The 21,836-nt window shown below is 65.6% G+C and carries 15 protein-coding genes; 10 read left to right on the forward strand and 5 right to left on the reverse strand.

The window, feature by feature from the left end:
* Positions 1-83: 83 nt before the first annotated feature.
* The 9 genes from ENSA7_RS27555 (at position 84) to ENSA7_RS42560 (ending at position 14,957) form a co-directional block, all read left to right on the forward strand.
* Complete coding sequence (locus ENSA7_RS27555) at positions 84-5,636, forward strand: toxin TcdB middle/C-terminal domain-containing protein (RefSeq protein ID WP_181234175.1); 5,553 nt, start codon at positions 84-86, stop codon at positions 5,634-5,636.
* A gap of 8 nt (positions 5,637-5,644) precedes the next feature.
* Positions 5,645-6,091 carry a SitI3 family protein gene (locus tag ENSA7_RS46200; RefSeq protein ID WP_106092346.1) on the forward strand — a complete coding sequence of 149 codons (447 nt, stop codon included), beginning with the start codon at positions 5,645-5,647 and terminating at the stop codon, positions 6,089-6,091.
* 391 nt (positions 6,092-6,482) lie between these two features.
* Positions 6,483-7,934: an IS21 family transposase gene (gene istA / locus ENSA7_RS27565; RefSeq protein WP_146158199.1), complete on the forward strand. Its 1,452-nt coding sequence runs from the start codon at positions 6,483-6,485 to the stop codon at positions 7,932-7,934.
* The gene (istB, locus tag ENSA7_RS44260) at positions 7,931-8,689 is read left to right on the forward strand and encodes an IS21-like element helper ATPase IstB (RefSeq protein WP_181234176.1); all 759 of its coding nucleotides are present in this window, start codon (positions 7,931-7,933) and stop codon (positions 8,687-8,689) included. Before istA ends, istB begins: the two co-directional genes overlap by 4 nt.
* A 527-nt stretch (positions 8,690-9,216) precedes the next feature.
* Positions 9,217-11,580 (forward strand): RHS repeat-associated core domain-containing protein, encoded by a 2,364-nt coding sequence (locus ENSA7_RS27575; RefSeq protein WP_244923930.1) that lies wholly within the window; start codon positions 9,217-9,219, stop codon positions 11,578-11,580.
* 12 nt (positions 11,581-11,592) lie between these two features.
* Positions 11,593-12,036 carry a DUF7919 family protein gene (locus tag ENSA7_RS46355; protein WP_443655665.1) on the forward strand — a complete coding sequence of 148 codons (444 nt, stop codon included), beginning with the start codon at positions 11,593-11,595 and terminating at the stop codon, positions 12,034-12,036.
* Between the two features lie 264 nt (positions 12,037-12,300).
* Entirely contained in the window at positions 12,301-13,449 is a 1,149-nt protein-coding gene (locus tag ENSA7_RS27580; protein WP_106092349.1) for an RHS repeat protein, read from the forward strand.
* Between the two features lie 341 nt (positions 13,450-13,790).
* A complete protein-coding gene (locus ENSA7_RS27585) occupies positions 13,791-14,291 on the forward strand; it encodes a hypothetical protein (protein ID WP_146158200.1) in 501 nt (166 codons plus the stop codon).
* A 105-nt stretch (positions 14,292-14,396) separates the two neighbouring features.
* The gene (locus tag ENSA7_RS42560) at positions 14,397-14,957 is read left to right on the forward strand and encodes a hypothetical protein (RefSeq protein WP_146158201.1); all 561 of its coding nucleotides are present in this window, start codon (positions 14,397-14,399) and stop codon (positions 14,955-14,957) included.
* A 270-nt stretch (positions 14,958-15,227) separates the two neighbouring features.
* Here the strand turns inward: ENSA7_RS42560 and ENSA7_RS27595 are convergent, their stop codons facing one another.
* Entirely contained in the window at positions 15,228-16,247 is a 1,020-nt protein-coding gene (locus tag ENSA7_RS27595; RefSeq protein WP_106092352.1) for a pirin family protein, read from the reverse strand.
* A 65-nt stretch (positions 16,248-16,312) separates the two neighbouring features.
* Positions 16,313-16,942 (reverse strand): adenylate kinase, encoded by a 630-nt coding sequence (locus ENSA7_RS27600; protein ID WP_106092353.1) that lies wholly within the window; start codon positions 16,940-16,942, stop codon positions 16,313-16,315.
* A gap of 207 nt (positions 16,943-17,149) precedes the next feature.
* On the opposite strand from ENSA7_RS27600, the gene ENSA7_RS27610 reads away from it, so the two are divergent.
* Complete coding sequence (locus ENSA7_RS27610; RefSeq protein ID WP_181234177.1) at positions 17,150-19,213, forward strand: choice-of-anchor L domain-containing protein; 2,064 nt, start codon at positions 17,150-17,152, stop codon at positions 19,211-19,213.
* Between the two features lie 12 nt (positions 19,214-19,225).
* On the opposite strand, the gene ENSA7_RS27615 is transcribed toward ENSA7_RS27610, so the two are convergent.
* The 3 genes from ENSA7_RS27615 to ENSA7_RS27625 are packed head-to-tail and all read right to left on the reverse strand — an operon-like array spanning position 19,226 to position 21,827.
* Positions 19,226-19,783 carry an ERG2 family protein gene (locus ENSA7_RS27615; RefSeq protein ID WP_181234178.1) on the reverse strand — a complete coding sequence of 186 codons (558 nt, stop codon included), beginning with the start codon at positions 19,781-19,783 and terminating at the stop codon, positions 19,226-19,228.
* A 46-nt stretch (positions 19,784-19,829) separates the two neighbouring features.
* Positions 19,830-20,390 (reverse strand): TetR/AcrR family transcriptional regulator, encoded by a 561-nt coding sequence (locus ENSA7_RS27620; RefSeq protein ID WP_106092357.1) that lies wholly within the window; start codon positions 20,388-20,390, stop codon positions 19,830-19,832.
* Positions 20,391-20,393: 3 nt separating this feature from the next.
* Entirely contained in the window at positions 20,394-21,827 is a 1,434-nt protein-coding gene (locus tag ENSA7_RS27625; RefSeq protein ID WP_146158203.1) for a GH3 auxin-responsive promoter family protein, read from the reverse strand.
* Positions 21,828-21,836 lie beyond the last annotated feature (9 nt).

A 21,836-nucleotide genomic window follows, 5' to 3' on the forward strand; every position in this document is an offset into this window, starting at 1 on the left:
CAGTCCGTGGCCACGCGGTGTTCTCTGCCCAAAGGTGCAAACCCAAGGTCGGGGTCCTCGATCGCCCCGACCTGTTCTCGCCCGTGCAGGTTAAGCTCGCCGACCTCGACGGTACCGGGCCCGCGGATCTGATCTACCTCGGGGCCACAGGCTGCACGCTTCGCTACAACCGCGCTGGGAATGGCTTCGCGCCGGCTGACGAGCTCGCCGGCTTCCCGCCCGGGCACGCCGCCGCGAACGTCGACGTCATCGACCTCGAAGGCCGCGGGACCGCGTGCCTGATCTGGTCGTCCGCGCTCGAGGCCAATCGCGGTCTGCAGCTTCGCTACATCGATCTGGTCGGGCCACAAAAGCCCAACTTGCTGGTCGAGGTCGACAACAACCGCGGCCTCGTCACCCGCACGCGCTACGCCTCGTCCACAACTTTCTACTTGCGCGACCGCCTGGCGGGCCGACCATGGGCGACCTGCCTGCCGTACCCGGTGCAGGTGGTCGATCGCGTCGAGAGCCACGATCAGATCAGCAAGCAAAAGGCCGTTCGCTACTACGCGTATCACCACGGCTACCACGACGCGCACGAGCGCGAGTTCCGGGGCTTCGGCATGGTCGAGACCTGGGACACCGAGTCGTTCGAGGCGTTCTCGGACGGGAACTCGAGCTTGTTTGAGTTCGAGTACGCGCCCTCGAACACGGTCGAGGAGAAACTCCATCAGCCGCCGGTCTACACCAAGACGTGGCTGCACACGGGGGCCTTCGTGAGCTGGGATCGCGTGTCGGGGATCTTTGCTAGCGAGTACTACGACGGTGACGCAAACGCTCACGCTCTGCCCGACACTGCGTGGCCCTCGGGGCTGACGCCCGCTGAGCTGCGCGAGGCTGCTCGGGCGCTTCGTGGCCGGACGCTGCGTAGTGAGGTCTATGCGCTCGATGGGGACCCGGTCGAGGAGCCGCACCCGTACACGGTCAGCGAGGCCAACTTTCAGATCCTCGCGCTGCAAGGTCGTGGCCCGCGCGAGCACGACCACGCTGTGTTCTACGTCCACGCGAAGGAGTCGCTCGGGTACACCTACGACCGCGACCCGGCCGACCCTCGGATCGGCCACGATTTCGTGCTCGAGGTTGATGAATTCGGGACTGCGATCAAGTCCGCTTCGCTGGTCTACCCGCGCCGCGTCTCCACGCCACACAGCGAGCAGACGACTCACCACGTCGTTGCATCGGAGGCTACGGTTACCCACGACACGACTGACCCCGACCGCCTTCGCCTCGGTGTCCCGCTCGCGTCGAAGTCGTTCGAGGTCGTGGGCGTCGTGCTCCCAGAGTTGAGTCTACTCGGGTTCGAGGACCTGAAGACCGCCTACGACGGCGCGACCGAGGTCGCCTACACCGAGGACGACGCGCCGCCGGCCAACACGGTGGAGAAGCGCCTGCTCGGTCACAGTCGCGTCCGCTACTACGCGGATGACCTCAGCGGCATGCTCTCCGAGGGGCAGATCGGTGTGCGGGCGCTGCCGTACGACACGCTCACGCGTGCGCTCGACGAGGTTCAGTTCGACGCCGTATTCGGCAGCCTCACAAACCCGCCAACGCTGACGCTGATGCAGAACGAAGGCGGCTACGTGTACGAGGCCGGCCAGAGCGCCGGGACTGGCAGCCTGTGGCTCACGTCGGGTCGCGCCGTGCTCGACGCCAGCAAGTTCTACGTGGCGACCTCCTTCATCGACCCATTCGGCAACACCTACGCCTCGACCTTCGACAGCCATGTGCTGCTGCCCGTCTCGGCAACCGACCCGCTGGGCAACGCGGTCACGGTCCAAAACGACTATCGCTTGCTGACGGCGTGGGAGGTCACTGATCCAAACGGCAACCGGGGCCAGGTCGCGTTCGACACTCGCGGCGTCGTCGTGAAATCTGCAATCATGGGCAAGGTCGGCGACAGCGACGGCGACACCCTCGCCGAACCGACCTCGACTTTCGAGTACGACCTGTTCTCGTTCCGAGACAGCGGCAATCCCACGTCCAACAAGTCCCGCGTCCGGGTGACCCACGGTGACCCAAACACCGACTGGATTGAGAGCTACAGCTACTTTGGCGGTGCCGGGCAGACGTTGATGGTCAAGGCGCAGGCCGAACCTGGCCTCGCGCCGGAGCGCGACCAATATGGCGAGCTCGTCCTCGATCAATACGGCGACCCGGTGCTCGTCGACACCAGCCCCGTTTTGCGGTGGATCGGCAACGGTCGAACGATCCTCGACAACAAGGGCAACCCCGTGCGTCAGTACGAGCCCTACTATTCCAGCACGCACGAATATGAGGACGAGGCCGAGCTCGTCGAGCGCGGTGTCAGCCCGCTGATCCACTACGACGCGATCGGTCGGGTCACCCGCACTGACTTTCCCGACGGGACGTTCTCCAAGGTCGTCTTCACGCCGTGGGAGTCCGAGCAGTGGGACGCCAACGACACCGTCGTTGACAGCGACTGGTACACGGCGCGCATCGGCTACGTCGGCGGCGACGTCTACCTGCAGAAGGAGCGCCGCGCCGCCGAGCTCGCGTACGAGCACCGCGAGACGCCGAGCAAGATGGTGTTCGACAGCCTGGGTCGGCCGTTCTTGGGCATCGAAGATCTCGGCGGCGGGACCACCTTCGAGACAAAGATCGAGCTCGACATCCGCGGGTTGCCCACGCAGATCAGCGATGCTCGCGGCAACATCGCCGAAGCGCGAACGCATGGCATCTTGGGTCAGGTGCTCGAGACCACGAGCGCAGACGCGGGGGATCGGCAGGCGCTGACGACGATCCTCGGTGAGCCGCTGCGCGCGTGGGATGCCAAGGACCAGTGCGCTCGCGTGACCTACGATGCCCTGCGGCGGCCTGTCGACGGTTACGTCCAGCCCGCGGTCGGCAGCGAGATCTTGCTGTCACGGGTGATCTACGGTGAAGCGCTCGGAAGCCCGCAGGCCACCAACCATCGTGGCCGTGTGTACCGATCCTACGACGGCGGCGGCGAAGCGACCACGCCCGGGTTCGACTTCAAAGGACTCCCGACGTCAGCCGAGCTCAAGTTGTTGCTCGACCCCACGGCAAAAAACGACTGGACAGTGCTGGTCAACCAGAACACTATCGCAACCATGGCGACCGCCGCCGCGCCCTCGCTCGAGACGACCGTGTACACGTCGTCGAGCACCCACGACGCGCTCGGCCGGGTCCTGACCGCGATCACGCCCGACGGCTCGGAGGTCGCGTACACCTACAACCAGCGCGGCGCGCTGAAGACCGTCGACTGCAAGCACCGCGGCGCGCTCACGTCGACGCCCGTGGTCGCGGAGATCACGTACGACGTCCGCGGCCGGCGAGAGTCGATCACCCACGCCGCCAACTCCACAACGACCAGCTACAGCTACGACCCGCTGAACTTCCGCCTGCGCGCGATCGAGACCACCCGCGCGAGCGACAGCAAGAAGCTGCAGGGTCTCCACTATCACCACGATCCAGTCGGCAACGTCACGGACATCCGCGACGACGCGCAGCAGACGGTCTATTTCCAAAACGCGATCGTCGAGGCAGCGAACAGCTACACGTACGACGCACTCTACCGGCTGGTCGAGGCGACCGGCCGCGAGCACGCCACGCAGGGCACGGCGCAGCGGAGTTCGACGCAGCTGCTGCCGGACAGCAGCGCGGTGCCGATGGCGAACGACCCCAACGCGCTGCGGCGGTACACGCAGAGCTACACCTACGACGCCGTGGGCAACCTCGAGACGGTCGTCCACGCGCCGGCGAGCGGGACGGGCTGGACGCGGCGGTACCAGTACCGGACCGACGGCAACCGGCTCGTGGGCACCAGCGCCCCCGGGGACTCGGCCGGGGCGCTCTACACGAACACGGCCACGTACAGCCACACCTACCCGCACGACGAGCACGGCAACTTCACCGCGATGCCGCACATGTCGGCGATGGCGTGGGACGAGCTCGACCAGCTGCATCAGTGCACGGTGGGGTCGCAGGAGGTGTACTTCCAGTACGCGGGCGGGCAGCGGGTCCGCAAGTATGTGGAGCACGCGGGAGCGACGACCGAAGAGCGCATCTACCTGGGCAGCTTCGAGCTGTACCGCAAGCGTGTCAACGGCGCGCTGGTCAACGGCACGCTGAAGGAGGAGTGGGAGTCGCTGCACGTCAGCGACGACACCGGGCGGATCTTGCTGGTCGAGACGCACACGGTGGACGACGGCGACGTCGTTGGGAGCCCGACGGGGATCTGGCGGTTTCAGCTGAGCAACCACCTGGGCTCGGCGGCGACGGAGGTGACGGAGACGGGGGCGATCATTTCTTACGAGGAATACCACCCCTACGGGACCAGCGCGTATCGACTGCAGAACAGCCAAATCGACGTGCCCCTCAAGCGGTACCGCTATACGGGAATGGAGCGGGACGAGGAGACCGGGCTCGGGTATCACTCGGCGCGATACTATGCGCCGTGGCTGGGGCGATGGACGGCGTCGGACCCGATCGGGCTATCGGCGGGAGTCAATCGATACGGGTACACAAATTGCAACCCAATACGTTTTGCGGACCCTACCGGAACAAGTCCCCCAGATGCAGAACCAGAGGCTCAAGTTGTCCACGTCAATGATAGGCGTGCCAGTCTAAGGAGCCGTGAGACTGCGCTTAGGCGAGACGAGGCCCAGGTGGCGGCTGCTGATGCGGCTAATGAGCAGGCACTCCGGGAGTTGGGTCCAAAAGGGCTTGCCGAGCCGAATTTAGATCGAGTGCTCGTCCGGGACTTGCTCGATACGGCCGCGGGCATCGACGCAGGCGAACGCGACATCGCTGACCGCAGGGCCGAGCTGGAACAGGACTGGGCGAGGTTGCAAGCAGATGAGGCGGTGGCTGCCAGGTTTGCAACCGCAGAAAGGGCCGTAAACATCGCAGGAGCGATCACGCTGGGGGTCTACGGCACAATAGTGGCGGCGCCATACGTCGCTGGTGCTGCTCGATGGGCCTACTCAAACCCAGCTGCAGCCGCTGAATTGGCCGAAGGACTATTGTTCCCTGCCGGTATCGAAGTCACGGGAGGCATTGGCTTCGGTATAATGGCAGCCGCCAAAACGGGGCCGCGGCTGCTGGCTGCTGGGGAGGATGTAGTCCGACATCTAGACAACTTCTCGAATGTCCGCTTCGCGGATGAAGTGGCGGATGTCCGCTTCGCGGATGAAGCGGCGGATGGTGCATCGGCTGTAACTGGGCCACGTGGATCGCGAACTGCGATTAACCCGAACGACTCACCCGAGAACATTCTTGCTCTCACGCGCGAAAACGAGTCTGCGGACGTTTTGGCGAGTAAGGGCTATGATGTCGTGCAGAACCCTACTGTATCGGGGCCGAAGAACCCCGATTACCGTATCAACGGAGAAATCTATGATAACTACGCTCCCACAACCGCGAGTTCAAGGAACATTTGGTCGACTGTCCTGGGCAAAGTGGAGGACGAGCAGGCCAATCGGCTGGTCCTCAACCTCGACGACAGCGCCGTTAAACTGGATGATTTGGCAAAACAATTCCAAACCTGGGCGATTCCCGGCCTCGTGGAGGTGTTGGTCGTTCGGAATGGAAGCGTCTCTCGACTTTGGCCATGAGGTAACCGATGGCCATTGAGTACACATTATACATCGACACCGAGTGCGCTCTCCCGCGCCTTCGGGAGAGCGTGTGTGCCTGTATCCGGGATGAATCCGACATGTCACCTACTGGCACCCTCACATTCTCGGGAGAGAAGCTGCTTGGCACGGTGTCGGCCGTCAATGAGGTGACTCGACAGTTCGTTAGCGAGGATTTTTCTTTCAACGCTCGAGCACGAGTGACCTTTCGTCTGGACAAGTTCGCGCTGGCTGACTCGCAAGACTCGCTGGTCCGATGTGTTGCTGCAGTGTTGGCCGCCGATCCCAGTGATGCGATTTTGCTGTTTAATGGGGAGACGGTTGTGCTGCGGCGGCGAGGTAGCGACTTGGTTCTGCGGGAGGGTTTCGGCCCTTGGACTTCCGCGCGTCTCCAGCCGCTAGGCCGTTCCTACCGCATCGGGCCAATCGAATAACTCCGCTCGAGGTAGCGATCCACGAGAGTAATCCCGCCGAGAGTAATTTCGGGCGGGATCGACGAATCACGTTTCATCGTGGTCCGCCCCCAGCGACGACGCCCGCATCGACTTCTAGCTGATGTCGACGATGGTCGGGGCGTGGCTTCCGAGGTCACCGTCGTTCACGACATCAGCGATCCCGATCGCCTGCGCCTCGGCGTTCCGCTCGCGTCGCTGATCTGCGTCGCCCCGTCGACGCCTACGTCCAGCGTGATCGACGACATTTATTTTTGCCGGTCGACGACAACTAGAACTGCCGGTGCAGGCCAGCCAATCGCGCGTGCGACGCTGGGGCTCAGGAGCCCACAGCGTGGTCACGGACGAACAAGTACGGCTGCTCAGGAGCAAGATGAACGAAGGCAAAACACAGGAGACCGCCGCAGCAGCGGCCGGGATGAGCGTGCGAACGGCACGCAAGTGGCAGAGGGGCTCGCTGCCGTCTCAAACCGAGGCGTCACCACGTGACTGGCGAACTCGCAAGGACCCCTTTGAGGGCGTCTGGGAAGCCAAGATCGAACCACTGCTCGAAGCCGACACCGGCGCCGAGCTCGAAGCCAAGACGCTGATGCAGCTGCTCGTCGACGCTGATCCAGAGCGATTCTCGATCGGTCAACTGCGAACCATGCAGCGACGCGTCCGGGACTGGCGAGCGTTGCGCGGCCCCGAGAAGGGGGTTTACTTCGAGCAGGAGCATCCGCCGGGCAAGGAGGCGGGACTCGACTTCACCTCCGGCAACAGCCTCGGCGTGACGGTCGGTGGTCAACCCTTCATGCACCTGCTCTTCGAGTTCGTGCTGATTGCGAGCACGTGGACGTGGGCCTGCGTCGCGTTCTCGGAGAGCTTCGAGGCGCTGGTCGAGGGACTACAGCGAGCCCTGTGGACGCTCGGAGGCGTGCCACGGCAACTGGTCCTCGACAAAATGTCGGCGGCCACTCACGACCTCCAGAAGGGCCGCGGTCGCGGCCTCAACAAGCGCTTCGGTGACGTGTGTGATCACTTGGGCTTCAAGAAGGTCAGGCGGATCAACGTCAGGAAGGCGCACGAGAATGGCGCGGTGGAGGTCCGTCATCGGCGCACCAAGAGCCTGATCCGACAGGCGCTGATCCTCCGCGGCAGCAAAGACTTCGAGAGCGCGGCCGAGTACGAGTGCTTCGTTCAACGAACGCTCGAGCACGACCACAACCGCCACATCGAAGGCCGACTGCTCGAAGAGCGCGCTCATCTCGATCCGCTCCCGATTCAGCCGGTTCCGACCTACACAGTCGAGACGCCGAAGGTCCGACGCTGGAGCACGGTCAGGGTCCGCTGCCGGATCTACTCGGTGCCGTCTCGACTGATCGGCCACCAGGTCGAGATCCGGGTGTACCCGAACACGATCGAGCTGCGCTACCGCAACGAGCTCGTCGAGGTCTTCCCGCGGCTGCGAGGAGAACTCAATCACAGGATCGACTCTCGCCATGTGATCGCGTCGCTGGTGCGCAAGCCCGGAGCCTTCGCGAACTACCGCTTCCGCGAAGAGCTGTATCCGACGCTGACTTTCCGTCGAGCCTACGACGCGCTGGTGGCCGCGCACGGAGATCGTGCCGACGTCGAGTACGTCCGGATCCTGCACTTGTCGGCGAAGACCATGGAGGCCGATGTCGAGGCCGCGCTCGTGCGACTGCTCGAAGCTCGTGGTGGTCGCTTCGACTACGCCGCCGTCGAGGCGCAGGTACGACCGCGAGAGTCGGAGTTGCCGGTGATCAACATACCGAGCCCGACGCTCGAGGACTACGACGCCCTAATCGGAGGTGCCGCGTGAGCAGGCGAACCGCAAACCACGCCGAGCTGATCAGCGAGCTTCTGCGCAGTTTCAAGCTGACGGCCGCGGCTGAGGAACTCGTGCCACGCTTGGTCACCGCCGGCCATGACCAAGCGCTGGCGACGATCGCCGAAGTCCTCGGTCTCGAGGAGGATGCCCGACACGAGCGTCGTGTGCAGCGGCTGCGTCGGGCCTCGAAGCTGCCCGAAGGCAAGACCTTCGAGACCTTCGACGAAAAGCGGCTCGGCCAGCCAGTGCTCCGCAAGATCCGGGAGCTCGAGAGCGGCGCCTTCCTTGACGAGGCGATCAATGTCCTCGGCTTCGGATTGCCGGGCGTCGGCAAGAGCCACCTGCTCGCGGCCCTCGGTCACGTGCTCGTGTCTCAGGGCCGCTCTGTGCTTTGGACACCGACCTACTCGCTGGTCCAGGAGCTGCTCGCCGCCAAGCGGGATCTCGTGCTGCCGAGGAAGCTGCGCAAGCTCGACAACTTCGAGCTCGTGATCCTCGACGACATTGGCTACGTGAACCAGTCGCCCGAAGAAGCCGAGGTGCTCTTCACCCTGCTGGCCGAACGCTACGAGCGGCGGTCGACCGCGCTGACGAGCAACCTGGTCTTCAGCGAATGGGATCGGATCTTCAAGAACAAGATGGCGACTTCGGCCGCGATCGATCGCCTGGTCCACCACTCGGTGGTCCTGGAATTCGACGTGCCGAGCTACCGGACCGAGAAGGCCAAGAGCAAGAAGAAAGACTGACGATCATGGATGGGCTGCGACCAGGCTCGAACGACAACTACCCCGCGCGCGTGGTCGCCGTGGGCGAGGTGAGCAAGTCCCGCACCGGCAAATGTAAATGTCGCTGACCGGCAAATTTAATTGACGTCGAACACCAGCGTGCGGTCGGCAGCGAGATCCTGCTCTCGCGCACAATTTACGGCGAAGCTTTCGCCAGCCCACACACCACCAACCACCGTGGTCGCGCCTACCGAAGCTACAGTGGCGGCGGCCAATCCACCTCGTCCGAGCTTCAACTCCTGCTCGACCCCACCGCCAAAACCGACTGGACAGCGATCGCCAACCAGAACACTATCGCAACCATGGCGACCGCCGCCGCGCCCTCGCTCGAGACGACCGTGTACACGTCGTCGAGCACCCACGACGCGCTCGGCCGGGTCCTGACCGCGATCTCGCCCGACGGCTCCGAGGTCGCCTACGCCTACAACGAGCGCGGCGCGCTGAAGACCGTCGACTGCAAGCACCGCGGCGCGCTCACGTCCACGCCCGTGGTCGCGGAGATCACGTACGACGTCCGCGGCCGGCGAGAGTCGATCACCCACGCCGCCAACTCGACGACGACCAGCTACAGCTACGACCCGCTGAACTTCCGCCTGCGCGCGATCGAGACCACCCGCGCGAGCGACAGCAAGAAGCTGCAGGGTCTCCACTATCACCATGATCCAGTCGGCAACGTCACGGACATCCGCGACGACGCGCAGCAGACGGTCTATTTCCAGAACGCGATCGTCGAGGCAGCGAACAGCTACACCTACGACGCGCTCTACCGGCTGGTCGAGGCGACCGGCCGCGAGCACGCCACGCAGGGCACGGCGCAGCGGAGCTCGACGCAGCTGCTGCCGGACAGCAGCGCGGTGCCGATGGCGAACGACCCCAACGCGCTGCGGCGGTACACGCAGAGCTACACCTACGACGCCGTGGGCAACCTCGAGACGGTCGTCCACGCGCCGGCGAGCGGGACGGGCTGGACGCGGCGGTACCAGTACCGCGAAGACGGCAACCGGCTCGTGGGCACCAGCGCCCCCGGCGACTCGGCCGGGGCGCTCTACACGAACACGGCAACGTACAGTCACACCTACCCGCACGACGAGCACGGCAACTTCACCGCGATGCCGCACATGTCGACGATGGCGTGGGACGAGCTCGACCAGCTGCACCACTGCACGGTGGGGTCGCAGGAGGTGTACTTCCAGTTCGCGGGCGGGCAGCGGGTCCGCAAGTATGTGGAGCACGCGGGAGCGACGACCGAAGAGCGCATCTACCTGGGTAGCTTCGAGCTGTACCGCAAGCGTGTCAACGGCGCGCTGGTCAACGGGACGCTGAAGGAGGAGTGGGAGTCGCTGCACGTCAGCGACGACACCGGGCGGATCTTGCTGGTCGAGACGCACACGGTGGACGACGGCGACGTCGTTGGGAGCCCGACGGGGATCTGGCGGTTTCAGCTGAGCAACCACCTCGGCTCAGCGGCGACGGAGGTCAGCGAGACGGGGGCGGTGATCTCGTACGAGGAGTACCACCCCTACGGCACGAGCGCGTATCGGCTGGTCGACAGCCAGATCGACGTACCGGCGAAGCGGTACCGCTACACGGGGATGGAGCGGGACGAAGAGACGGGGCTTGGGTACCACACGGCGCGGTATTATGCGCCGTGGTTGGGGCGGTGGACGGCGAGCGATCCTATCGGTCTGAGTGGCGGCATCAATCGCTTTGCCTACGTGAACGGCTCGCCCGTTCAGATGACGGATGTCGCAGGAACGAACGAAGATGAGCCGACGATTTGGGTCCCGGAGACCGACGCGCCCGTCGAGATCACCGTCCAGACACAGCCCCTCAGTCCAGCCGACATTGTCGGACATTTGTTCCCAGGCTCCGGCGACACCACTCCAGCCGAACGGAGCTGGCGCGATCGTCTTGGGTATCACCTCGGGGTCGCCATCGAGCTTCGTGAGCGGGCCGTTGACGCCACGGTGGAGGCGCTCGAGGCTGGCAAAGAACTCTACGACAACGCCGACGATGCCGGCCTAGCAGTCGGTACTCTTGCTAACGAACTTCAGTCCGCGATCTCGACCGAGTCGGGTCGACTGCAGATCGGCGCTTCACTTGCGGAGGGCTTCCTCAGTTCCATTGACAAGGGAATTGTCGCCATCGACGACTATCAGGAAGCCGCGGCGAAGGGCGACGTCGAGGCTGGAGCCGACGCGGCGATCGACGTTGGCGAAGGCGCGCTCAGCCTGAGCATTGTGGCGAATCCGGCCGCGGCGACTGCTCGGCTCACAACTCGCGCTACGAACGCGACCGTCCGAGCGGCGCGAACGCGACGTGCCGTCGCGCAGGCAACGCGTGGCGAGTCAGTCGCGGGAGGTGCTGCCGCAGAGCGGGCCGCGGTCCGGACCGCAGGGCGCGAAGCAGCGGCTTCACGGGGCGCCGCGGCCTCGGCCGCGGGAGGTGCTGTGTCGCCGGTCCGCCCCGCGGTCACCAATGCGGGACATGCATATGCCAAAGCCCTCTATCCAGGTGGATCCGGGCGCGCGTTCGCCGGCCATGGCGAGTTGAGGTTGGGCGCGGGCAATGTCACCGTACCCGAAGGGACTTCACTCACGTTCTACAGCAAGCATGGGAAGTCGCTGACTGACCGTGCCGGGCGCCGTGTCGAACGGGGATCCCGATTTGGCCTACGCCGGTATAAGTTCTTCCCCGGCGACCGGGTCCCAAACTACACGCTAAAGCCACCGGACGGTTTGAAGATTCGACAGAACTCGATCACAGTGGCAACTCCGACCCCACTATCGGATTTACTTGTACCCAACATGGGCGATCTCGACTGGGCAGCATGCCGGGTAACGAGGCTTTGATGAGGCTTCTACATGCGATATAGTGACCTCAGCAAGTATAGCTACACCAAACTCCAGTCGAAGGCATCGCTTCTCAACGTGGGGTGGGTCGACCGGGACGTACCTTTCCTCAAGGGGTCGATTCCTGCTCAGGCCATAGCGAGGATCGAGTCAGCCATTCCTTTGCATCTCAACGCGATGCGAGGCGTACATGGGTGCCCCTTTTGTGGGGACAGGGACATCTACACAGATATAGACGGAAAGCGCACGCTGCTCGGAATGTCAGAGATTTGGATTCCCTCCACGGTCAGCGAGACGGTGTACATCGCGCCAAGCCTGCTCCTGCACTACATCAGGGACCATCAATACATGCCACCTCGGGAAGTCGTAGACGCGCTCCTCGCACTTCCATGCGATCCTGCACGCTGGAACACCCCTGGGGGGAGCTATTCAAAACTGGTCAAACGCTATGGCTGACGCCCGAGTTGGTGTCGGCAAGAAACAAGTCGCGGATCCGCGTGAGCCAAGTGATGCCTGCCGAAAGGTGTACCTTCATATTCGTCCATCTTATACAAATGAGCAGTCGCGCGGTGGCGCTCGCTCCGCTTGACGGTCGTCGGCTTGTCGAGCACGCGCCGATGGTAGCCAAGGTCAGCGATAGCGACGACCTACGCAGAAGTCTCGCCGGGCGCCGGTCTCGCCGACTAGACAGCGATCGCCAACCAGAACACTATCGCAACCATGGCGACCGCCGCCGCGCCCTCGCTCGAGACGACCGTGTACACGTCGTCGAGCACCCACGACGCGCTCGGCCGGGTGCTCACCGCGATCTCGCCCGACGGCTCGGAGGTCGCCTACACCTACAACCAGCGCGGCGCGCTGAAGACCGTCGACTGCAAGCACCGCGGCGCGCTCACGTCGACGCCCGTGGTCGCGGAGATCACGTACGACGTCCGCGGCCGGCGAGAGTCGATCACCCACGCCGCCAACTCGACGACGACCAGCTACACCTACGACCCGCTGAACTTCCGCCTGCGCGCGATCGAGACCACCCGCGCGAGCGACAGCAAGAAGCTGCAGGGTCTCCACTATCACCACGATCCAGTCGGCAACGTCACGGACATCCGCGACGACGCGCAGCAGACGGTCTATTTCCAAAACGCGATCGTCGAGGCCGCGAACAGCTACACCTACGACGCGCTCTACCGGCTGGTCGAGGCGACCGGCCGCGAGCACGCCACGCAGGGCACGGCGCAGCGGAGCTCGACGCAGCTGCTGCCAGTCAGCAGCGCGGTGCCGATGGCGAACGACCCCAACGCGCTGCGGCGGTACACGCAGAGCTACACGTACGACGCCGTGGGCAACCTCGAGACGGTCGTCCACGCGCCGGCGAGCGGGACGGGCTGGACGCGTCGGTACCAGTACCGCGAAGACGGCAACCGGCTCGTGGGCACCAGCGCCCCCGGGGACTCGGCCGGGGCGCTCTACACGAACACGGCCACGTACAGCCACACCTACCCGCACGACGAGCACGGCAACTTCACCGCGATGCCGCACATGTCGGCGATGGCATGGGACGAGCTCGACCAGCTGCATCAGTGCACGGTGGGGTCGCAGGAGGTGTACTTCCAGTACGCGGGCGGGCAGCGGGTCCGCAAGTATGTGGAGCACGCGGGAGCGACGACCGAAGAGCGCATCTACCTGGGCAGCTTCGAGCTGTACCGCAAGCGTGTCAACGGCGCGCCGGTCAACGGGACGCAGGGCGCGGCGCAGCGGCCTCGACCCAGCTGCTGCCCGACAGCAGCGCGGGAGCCGATGCCGAACGCGGCCGAGTGGGTTCAAGGGTCTCTTCTGTCAGCGAATCGTCCGCCGAAGTACACATGCTGCTGATATTCGAATATCTAGCGCTCGCGCCACTGGGGGCTAAGTTGCTCTGGAACATCGCCGCAGCCTTCACCCTGGCGAAACGGAGGCGTGACGGCGACAAATCAGGAATTTCGCTCATGCCGTTTGGTCGAGGTCGTCCTACTTGGGTTGGCTGTCTTGCTCGAATGGGTCGTGCAGCCCGGCGATCGACTTGCAACGCCTCTACTCGTCGGAGCCATCGGTTTTTCCGCGATTGTCGTGAGCTATCTGGTGATGCCCATTGTCGGGGCCCTTTCTCCACGTACCAGCCGGAAGACTCGAAGTAGGCGGCGGCATCCTGTGTAGCGAGGCAAGGTGAAGTGACGATGAAGACGATCGAAGACAGTGAAGCGGGCGAGCAAGTTGCTCGAGCCCTCCTCGAGGGCTCAGGGTTCGCCGCGTTCTCGTTCTCGACTCAGTTTACTTTGCGCTTCTCTCGCTCAACGCCGGGCACGTTTGCGGGTAAGAAGCTTCCGGCGGAAGTAGAGCTCGTGCTTCATGGAACGTGGAGGTTCGGCGAAGACGATCAGTGGCGCGAGCACGTCGCGCGCATTGCTCCGCCGAACGCAATCGAGCCTGACGAACCCGTGCAAGCTTGGGAGCTCGCACATCTGCGGTGGACGGAGGGCGCGAACGTCGAATCCGTCGATGTTGCTAGCGGTGCACTTTCGATTCGCTTCCAGAATGGCCGCGTTCTTACGGCCTCGGCGAATCTCGACGACGGAGATACCGCTTGGATCTTGAGCGTCGCTGGCGAGCCAGAGTCGACGGCGTCGTGGTCGGTTGCGTCGGCCGGAGGAGCGCTGTTCGTGAGGGAACCGGCTTGATCCCTGCCCGAACCTGGCTGTCGAAAGGCGTGTGCTCGGCCACGACCGTGTTCGGAAACCCCTGCCCGAAGGTCTTGTACCTCTGCATTCGTTCAACTTGGACAAATGAGCAGTCGGGCTCCGCCGACGAAAGACGCAGGAACTCCGCCGGGCGCCGTTCTCTGCGGCTGGACAGCAATCGTCAACCAGAACACGATCGCAACCGTGGCCATCGCCGCCGCGCCGTTGCTCGAGACGACCTATCAAAAGCGTGCTGTCCGAGGGAGAATGCATCAGGTGATCCCAGACTCACAGCAACGTGACTGCGCCCTGCGAGCAAGGCCAAAAGGAACGAGGATGAACAGTGATACGACGGATGAGGAAGTCGCTCAGATGAACTGGGGCGACATCAGCCTAACCGGCATCTCCTGGATCGAGGAGGGGCGAGATATCGTCTTGCACCTGCTTGTACCGCCAACGGACCGAAGGCTGAACGTAGTCTGTCGTTGGGCCCGGAAGCTACGGATTGAACTCGAGTTCGACGTCAATAGCGGCTACGCGCTATCATGGGATGGCGAGGTGAAGCGCGGTGCGGACGGAGATTGGGAGGTAGATCTCGACTTCGCGGGAGCAGGCGGTGTTTCGCTCGTATGCCAGGACTTGGACTTCCGCGAATCGCCGGATTAGCGTGAGCCGCGGGCGCGGATCACCCCGGGTACCGTCGCCTTGGACATCCAAGAGTTGATCCGGCTGGCAACCGGCACAGATCAATGGTTCTACGATGTCCTGGTCGCTTGCGAGGGCCATGATCTGCCAGCAGTGACGTTTGGGCTGCACGACTCGTCCTCAATGTTCGTCGAAGGGCCTCGAGACGTCGCGGAGCGCATTGTGACACTTCGAATCCCTGAAGCTCTGCTCAGGAGGCTAGCAGCCACAGCGAAACAGAACCTCGCCAACCTACCCCCCCACCTCCTCACGCCCATCCGCATGCACCGCAAACCGCCCCTGCTCGCGCCCGTGCACCGGGTCGGCGCTGGCCCACGGCCAGCCGCCGTAGCCGTCCCGACGAAAGTCCGCCATCGCCTGCTGGATCTCCTCGCGCGTGTTCATGACAAACGGCCCGTGCTGGGCAACCGGCTCGTCGATCGGCCGGCCCTGCAGCACCAGCAACTCAGCCTCAGCGTCGCCATTCTCCAGCAGCAGCTCGACCTCCGGCCGCACCCGAATCCCCGCGTGCCGATCCAAGTTCGCCCCATCAATACGGATCGACCCCCCGGCAAAGAAGTACAGCGTACGGTTCACCCCAGCGCCGGCGGCCGGCAGCGTCCAAATCGCCCCCGGCTGCATCCGCAGGGTCCAGATCGCGACGTCCGAGTCCGGTCGCGCCGCCCATGAGCTGGGCGGCGGCGGCGGCCCGCGGTGCTCACCGATCTGCCCAGCCACGACCGCGACCTGGGTGACCCGGCCGTTGGCGTCGGTAAACCGGGGCTTGGGGATCAGCGGCTCCCACAACATCGTAAAGTAGGGATCGACGAGCTTGTCCTGGCTGGGCAGGTTCAACCAGATCTGAAACAGCTCGGTCGGGTTGGGCTGGTCCCGGTTGATCAGCGGAAACATCTCCGAGTGGACGATCCCGCGGCCGGCGGTCATCCACTGGCAGTCGCCGTGACCGAATCGGGCCTTGGCGCCGAGCGAGTCGGAGTGATCGATGTACCCACGCCGGGCGAGGGTCACGGTCTCGAACCCCCGGTGGGGGTGCTGCGGGAACCCAGGCACGACGTCGCCGTGATACATGCGCCAGCCGTCTTTGCCGGCGAAGTCCATGCCGATCTTGCGCCCCTCGAGGCTGGCCTTTGGCCCGAGCCGGTCGTCGCCGGCCGGGTAGCGGTCATCGTGATGAACGCAGAACAAGAAGGGGTCGAAGGTCGGCCACTGGGGGCCGAGCTCGAACGCTCCGATCACCGCGGACTCGGTCATGCGCGACAGCGTGGCTCATCCGGTGTCGGCCGCCAACTCGCCCCTCCCTGATGCGGGGGGCGAGGTCAGGCGAGGGCGGCCTTGATGCGGACCTCGACGTCGTCGGGCGAGCCGACCCCATCGACACGCTTGAGCAGGCCCTTCGCGCCGTAGAAGGGGACGATTGGCGCGGTCTCCGCGTGGTACTTCTCCAGCCGCGCTCGGCAGGCCTCGGCCGTGTCGTCCTTGCGGTGGACCAGGCGCGCGCGCACGGCCTCGTCGGTCGGGGGGTTGTTGATCAGGTGGTAGATCGCGCCGGTCTCGGGGTCCTGGCGCCGGTGGATGATGCGGTCCTCGATCAGCTCGTCGGGGACCTCGATCAAGACCACGGCGTCGAGCTCGATGCCGGCAGCCGACAGGGCCTGGTCGAGCGCCTGGGCCTGGGGGGTGGTCCGCGGAAACCCGTCGAGCATGAACCCGCTGGCGCAGTCCGGCTGCTGGATGCGCTCGAGCACCATGTCGATCACCAGGCTGTCCGGGACCAGCGCGCCCTGCTGCATGTACTCGTCGGCCCGCTTGCCCAGCTCGGTGCCCGCCTTGACCGCGGCGCGGAACATGTCGCCGGTGGAGATATGCGGGATCGCGTAAGTCTCGACCAGACGGGCGGCTTGTGTGCCTTTTCCGGCCCCCGGGGGGCCAACCAGGATCATTCGCATGTGCTTGTCACTCGTGGGTTGTTGTGGTGTCGCGCAGGAGGGCGCGCCCAAAGGTCGGCGAGAGTCGCACGCGGCCCCGAGGCCACGCAACCGCGGGCGCATGCGCGCAGCCAGCTGAAACTACGCGCTCGCCGATTCTTGTGGAAGCGCAGGGCGGAACTGTCCTAGGATACCGACATGGAGCGTCGTACCCTTGGAATTGTCTGCGTGTCCCTGTTGACTCTGGCTGCTTGCAGTGGCGACGACGTGACGGCCACGGGGGGCTTCAGCGCCGGCGAGACCAACACCGGCGACGGCGACGGCGACGGTGACGGCGACAGCAACAGCGGCGAGAGCGGTGAGACCAATGGGAATTCCGGCGACGGTGACGGGGATCCCGGCGACGGCGACGGGGATCCCGGTGACGGCGACTCTGGCGACGGAGACGGCGATGGCGACGGCGACGCGCCGTGCATGACCGACGCCGACTGCCCCGACGCGAACAACCCGATCTGCGACGCGGGCGAGTGCTGGCCGTGCACGCCCCAGAACGACATCTGTGACGTCGGCCAGTACTGCAGCCCCGACAACGACTGCGTGGTCGGCTGCATCGAGGACGAAGACTGCCCCGACCCGCTGGTCTGCGACGTCAACTCCAACACGTGTACGGGCTGCGTCGAGGATCAGGACTGCCCGCTCGGGTCGGTCTGCGAGGCCGGCGACTGCAACCCGGGCTGTACGGATCAGCAACCGTGTCAGAACGGGTTCTCCTGCTGCGGTGGCGAGTGTGAGAACCTGGCCGACGATCCCGAGAACTGCGGCGAGTGTGACAACCTCTGCCCCGACTTCCCCAACGCCGAAGACCTGTGCACCATGGGCGGCTGTGACATGGGCGACTGCGAGGGCAACTGGAACGACTGCAACGGCAACATCATGGACGGTTGCGAGACCCAGGCCATGTGCGCGTGCGTCCCAGGTGAGGAGATCGCTTGCTACACCGGGTTCCCGGGCAACACGGAGGGCGTTGGCCTGTGCCACGCGGGCACGCGGACCTGCAACATGATGGGCACGGGCTACGGCGCGTGCCTCGGCCAGGTCATCCCCGCGGTCGAGATCTGCTCGAACGGCATGGACGAGAACTGCAACGGGCAGGTCGACGAGAACCCCGACCTCGACGGCGACGGCTGGGGCGTGTGCGACAACGACTGCTGCGACCAGGTCAGCCCGGACTGCTCGACCCCCGCGCTCGTCAACCGCGGCGCGTTCGAGGTCGCGGGCAACAACGTCGACGACGACTGCGACGGCGTCATCGATAACCCGATCCCGCTGTGCGACAACGGGCTGGCCAGCAACTCCAACAACGCGCTCGACTACGCCCGGGCCGTTGATCTGTGCCAGTTCACCACCGAGAACCCGCAGCTGAGCAACCGGATCTGGGGTGTCATCAGCGCGTTCTTGCGGCGGGCCAACGACAGCGGCTCACCCAACGCCAACTCCCGCTCGATCCGCCCGCAGTTCGGCACCAACAACTTGCCGCAGAAGGGGCAGCGGCTCGCGGTGATGTCGAGCGGCTACGCGTCGTACCCCGGCGCGGTCAACCCCAGCTACTTCGCGTTCGAGACCGGCCAGGACATGGGCGCTGGCTCCGACGTGCCCGCGCCCGCCGACTGGGTCGCGGCCAACGGCGGTCAGTTCCCCAACGCGCCCGGCTGCCCAGGCCCCGGCAGCACCACCGCGTTCGACTCGGTGATGTTCAAGGTCCGGGTGCGCGTGCCCACCAACGCCAACTCGTTCTCGACCAAGATGTACTTCTTCTCGGCCGAGTACCCCGAGTACGTGTGCACGGCCTTCAACGACATGTTCGTGACGCTGGTCAACTCGACCGACAACGGCAACCCGAACGACAAGAACATTGCGATCTACGCCCAGGGCAACAACACCTGGCCGGTCGGCGTGAACCTGGTGTCGGCGGCGCCGGGCCTGTTCACCCAGTGCGACAACGGCAACATCGGCTGCGCGGGCGGACCCAACGTGCCCTACAACGGCTGCGTCAGTGAGCTCGGGCTGCTCGGCACGGGCTTCGACGCCGCCGCGGCGGCCTGCAACAACAACAACGACGCGGGCGGCGGCACTGGCTGGCTGACGATGTCGGGCAACGTCACGCCCGGCGAGACCATGGAGATCCGGTTTGTGATCTGGGACTCCGCCGACAGCGTGTGGGACTCGCTGGTGCTGCTCGACAGCTGGGAGTGGTCGGTCCAGGCGGCGTCGCCCGGCGTCACCCCTGGGTAGGCTGGTCGGACCTCAGATCTTGCCCTGCATCAGCTCTTTGATCGAGCTGGCGCCATACTTGCTCAGCGTGCGCCCCAGCGTGCGCCAGTCGAGCGTGCCGAACATCGTATCGGCCAGCCCGAACGGCAGCATCGCCGGAATGAAGCCGCGGGCGTACTCGAGCGCGAAGCAGCGATCCGGCATGCGATAGCCCTGCGCGACCCCCTGCGGGAGCACATGCAGGTCGCCCGGTCGGTAGATCTCCTTGACCGGCGACGCCTCGGAGTAGGCCCACTGCTCGCCCTCGAGGATGAAGAAGTAGTCCTCCGCCCAGAACCTGCCCGTGTGCCCCTCGGTCCCGATCGGGGTGCCAAAGATGATCACGTACTCGGTGATCGAGGCGTGCAGCACGGTCATCATGCCCATCGCCCCGCCGGCGTTGTTGAGCACCCACTCACGATCATCGCGGATGTGCCCGGGGTACTCGCGCTCGAGCTGCTCGGCGATCTGCTCGACCATGACCTCGAGCGGCTGGCCGAGCGCGTCTTTGGCAATGCGGGCGAGGACGTCGGGCTCGAAGATGAAGCTCATCGCGGGCATGCGTCGCACATTCGCGCGGGCCACGAGTTGCGGCGGATCACACGGCGCTCAGCCCATGCAGGATCACGTCGAGGATCGCGGCGATCGCCTGATCGGGTCGCTCGGGCGAGCCGCCGGGCGGGGGTCGCTCGGGGGGGGCGAGCGTCGCGAGGCCGGCGAGGAGCACCCGTCGAGCCAGGCCTGGATCGAGATCTTTCCGAAACTGGCCATGCTTGATCCCCGAGCGGATCACGCGATCCACCGCGGCGGCGCTGCGCGTGCGAAACGTGTCGACGAGCTCGGCCAGCGGCGTGGGCTCGAGCTCCACAAAAAATTTTGGCCGGGCCTCGCCGTCGGCCTGCCAGATCAGCGTGGCGATCTCGAGCAGCTGCGCGGGCTCGTCTCGGGGCCGACGTCGGCTGGCCCGATCGATCGCCCGCGCCAGGCGATCGAGCCGCCCCGCGAGCGCGTCGTGGGCGATGTCGTGCTTGGTGAGGAACTGCTCGTAGAGGGTGCGCTTGCTGATCCCGGCCGCCCGCGCGAGGTCGTCGACCCGCAGGGCCTTGTACCCGTACTTCAACAGCTGCGCCTCGGCGTGGTCCAGGATTCGCTGGCGCATGGGTCAGGCCATCTGCACGACTGGGCGCTCGACCGATCCCCACAGTGAGCGGATCCGTCGCTCGCGGGACTTGCGAGCGGTGCCCGACTTGGCGATCACGACCCGCGGCTCCCACAGCTCGTCGGCGGTCCGCAGCCAGTCGTAGGCGCCCGAGCGACGGCGCAGATCCAGGTCGATGCGCTCGGCGATCTGCATGGAGAACGCGGGCGCGGCCTGGCCCTGGACCTCGAGCCGCACGACCAGCGCGCGGGGCTTGGGCCCGCGGCGGCGCGAGCCCGCCCGACTCGCGCCGAGCTCGGTGTCGATGAAGGGATCCAGCCCCGTCCGCGACGCGCGACCCGAGACGTCCATGGCGTCGGGATCGGCGGCGATCTCGGCGGCGATCAACGCGGGATCCTCGGGCAGGAACGCCTGGCGCACGCTGGCCGTCAACCATGCGCCGGTCAGCGTCACGCCCTCGAGCGCGGCGTCGGCCGGCGGCGGGGGCAGTCGCACGACCCGCGGACACGGCAACGAGTACGCCGACGCGACGCCGAGCTCGGGCTTGGTGAACCCGACCACGCGCACGTGCAGCCCGCTGCGGAGCCGCAGAAATCCCAGCGGTGAGCTCAGCACCAGCTCGTAGCGCTCGCCGAGGATCGCCGCCTCGGGCAGGACCGTGCGCTCGGCCAGCTGCTGCCGGCGATCATTCTCGGGATCGCCGTGGGGCAGCAGCTCGATCAAGCTGCTGCGGACCGCCAGCGTGAACGCATCGTGCGGTGCCTGTCGGGCTGGCAGGCCCACGCGCCCGGCCCCGTGCAACCACCCCGCGTTGATCACCGGGAGTCGGCTGCGCACGCGCTCGTCGAGATCGTGCTCCGCCATCAGCCAGCGCAGCTGCGGCAGCTTGCGCTCGAGCGGCTGGCGAATGATCTGCTCGAGCCACCCGCAGGTTGCGAGGCTGGGCATCAACACCAGGTCCGCGCGGAACCGACGGAGATCGTCGATCAGCTGGTCGGGATCGCGGGGCATGGTGTTGATCCGCAGCAGCTCGACGGCGTCACCGAGGGTCCGCAGATCATCGAGGCGCATCCGCTCGACCAGGAGATCATCGGCCGCCGCGTGCAGCACCGCGATCCGCCGGGGTCGCGCGCCGCCGAGCCGCTCGACCCAGGCCGCGCGCACGGCCGCCCGCTCGACGTTGGCTGCGCTGAGCGTCTCGGCGTCGAACTCATCGAGCCCAAACCCGAGCCGCGCCGTGACCTGCTCGGCGTGGGTGATCGGGTCGAGCAGGGGCACCGTGGCCCGGAAGTCCTCGAAGCTATCGAGCCGCAGCAGCCCGAATTCGCGGCCGGCCTCGGTGTCCCCGAGGGCTTGTAGGGTCGTCGCTAGCCGCTCGCGCCGGGCCCGATCACGGATCTCTCGACGCAACGACGCGGCCCCTCGGCCCCCGCTCACCGCTGCGCT

The organism is Enhygromyxa salina (genome assembly GCF_002994635.1).
GTDB lineage: Bacteria > Myxococcota_A > Polyangia > Nannocystales > Nannocystaceae > Plesiocystis > Plesiocystis salina_B.

Coding starts and splice junctions, on each gene's coding strand:
- ENSA7_RS27615 (WP_181234178.1), bottom strand. CDS start 19,783: ATGAGCTTCATCTTCGAGCCCGACGTCCTCGCCCGCATTGCCAAAGAC.
- ENSA7_RS27600 (WP_106092353.1), bottom strand. CDS start 16,942: ATGCGAATGATCCTGGTTGGCCCCCCGGGGGCCGGAAAAGGCACACAA.
- ENSA7_RS46200 (WP_106092346.1), top strand. CDS start 5,645: ATGGCCATTGAGTACACATTATACATCGACACCGAGTGCGCTCTCCCG.
- ENSA7_RS27595 (WP_106092352.1), bottom strand. CDS start 16,247: ATGACCGAGTCCGCGGTGATCGGAGCGTTCGAGCTCGGCCCCCAGTGG.
- ENSA7_RS27585 (WP_146158200.1), top strand. CDS start 13,791: ATGAAGACGATCGAAGACAGTGAAGCGGGCGAGCAAGTTGCTCGAGCC.
- ENSA7_RS27580 (WP_106092349.1), top strand. CDS start 12,301: ATGGCGACCGCCGCCGCGCCCTCGCTCGAGACGACCGTGTACACGTCG.
- ENSA7_RS42560 (WP_146158201.1), top strand. CDS start 14,397: ATGAGCAGTCGGGCTCCGCCGACGAAAGACGCAGGAACTCCGCCGGGC.
- ENSA7_RS46355 (WP_443655665.1), top strand. CDS start 11,593: ATGCGATATAGTGACCTCAGCAAGTATAGCTACACCAAACTCCAGTCG.
- istA (WP_146158199.1), top strand. CDS start 6,483: ATGAACGAAGGCAAAACACAGGAGACCGCCGCAGCAGCGGCCGGGATG.
- ENSA7_RS27620 (WP_106092357.1), bottom strand. CDS start 20,390: ATGCGCCAGCGAATCCTGGACCACGCCGAGGCGCAGCTGTTGAAGTAC.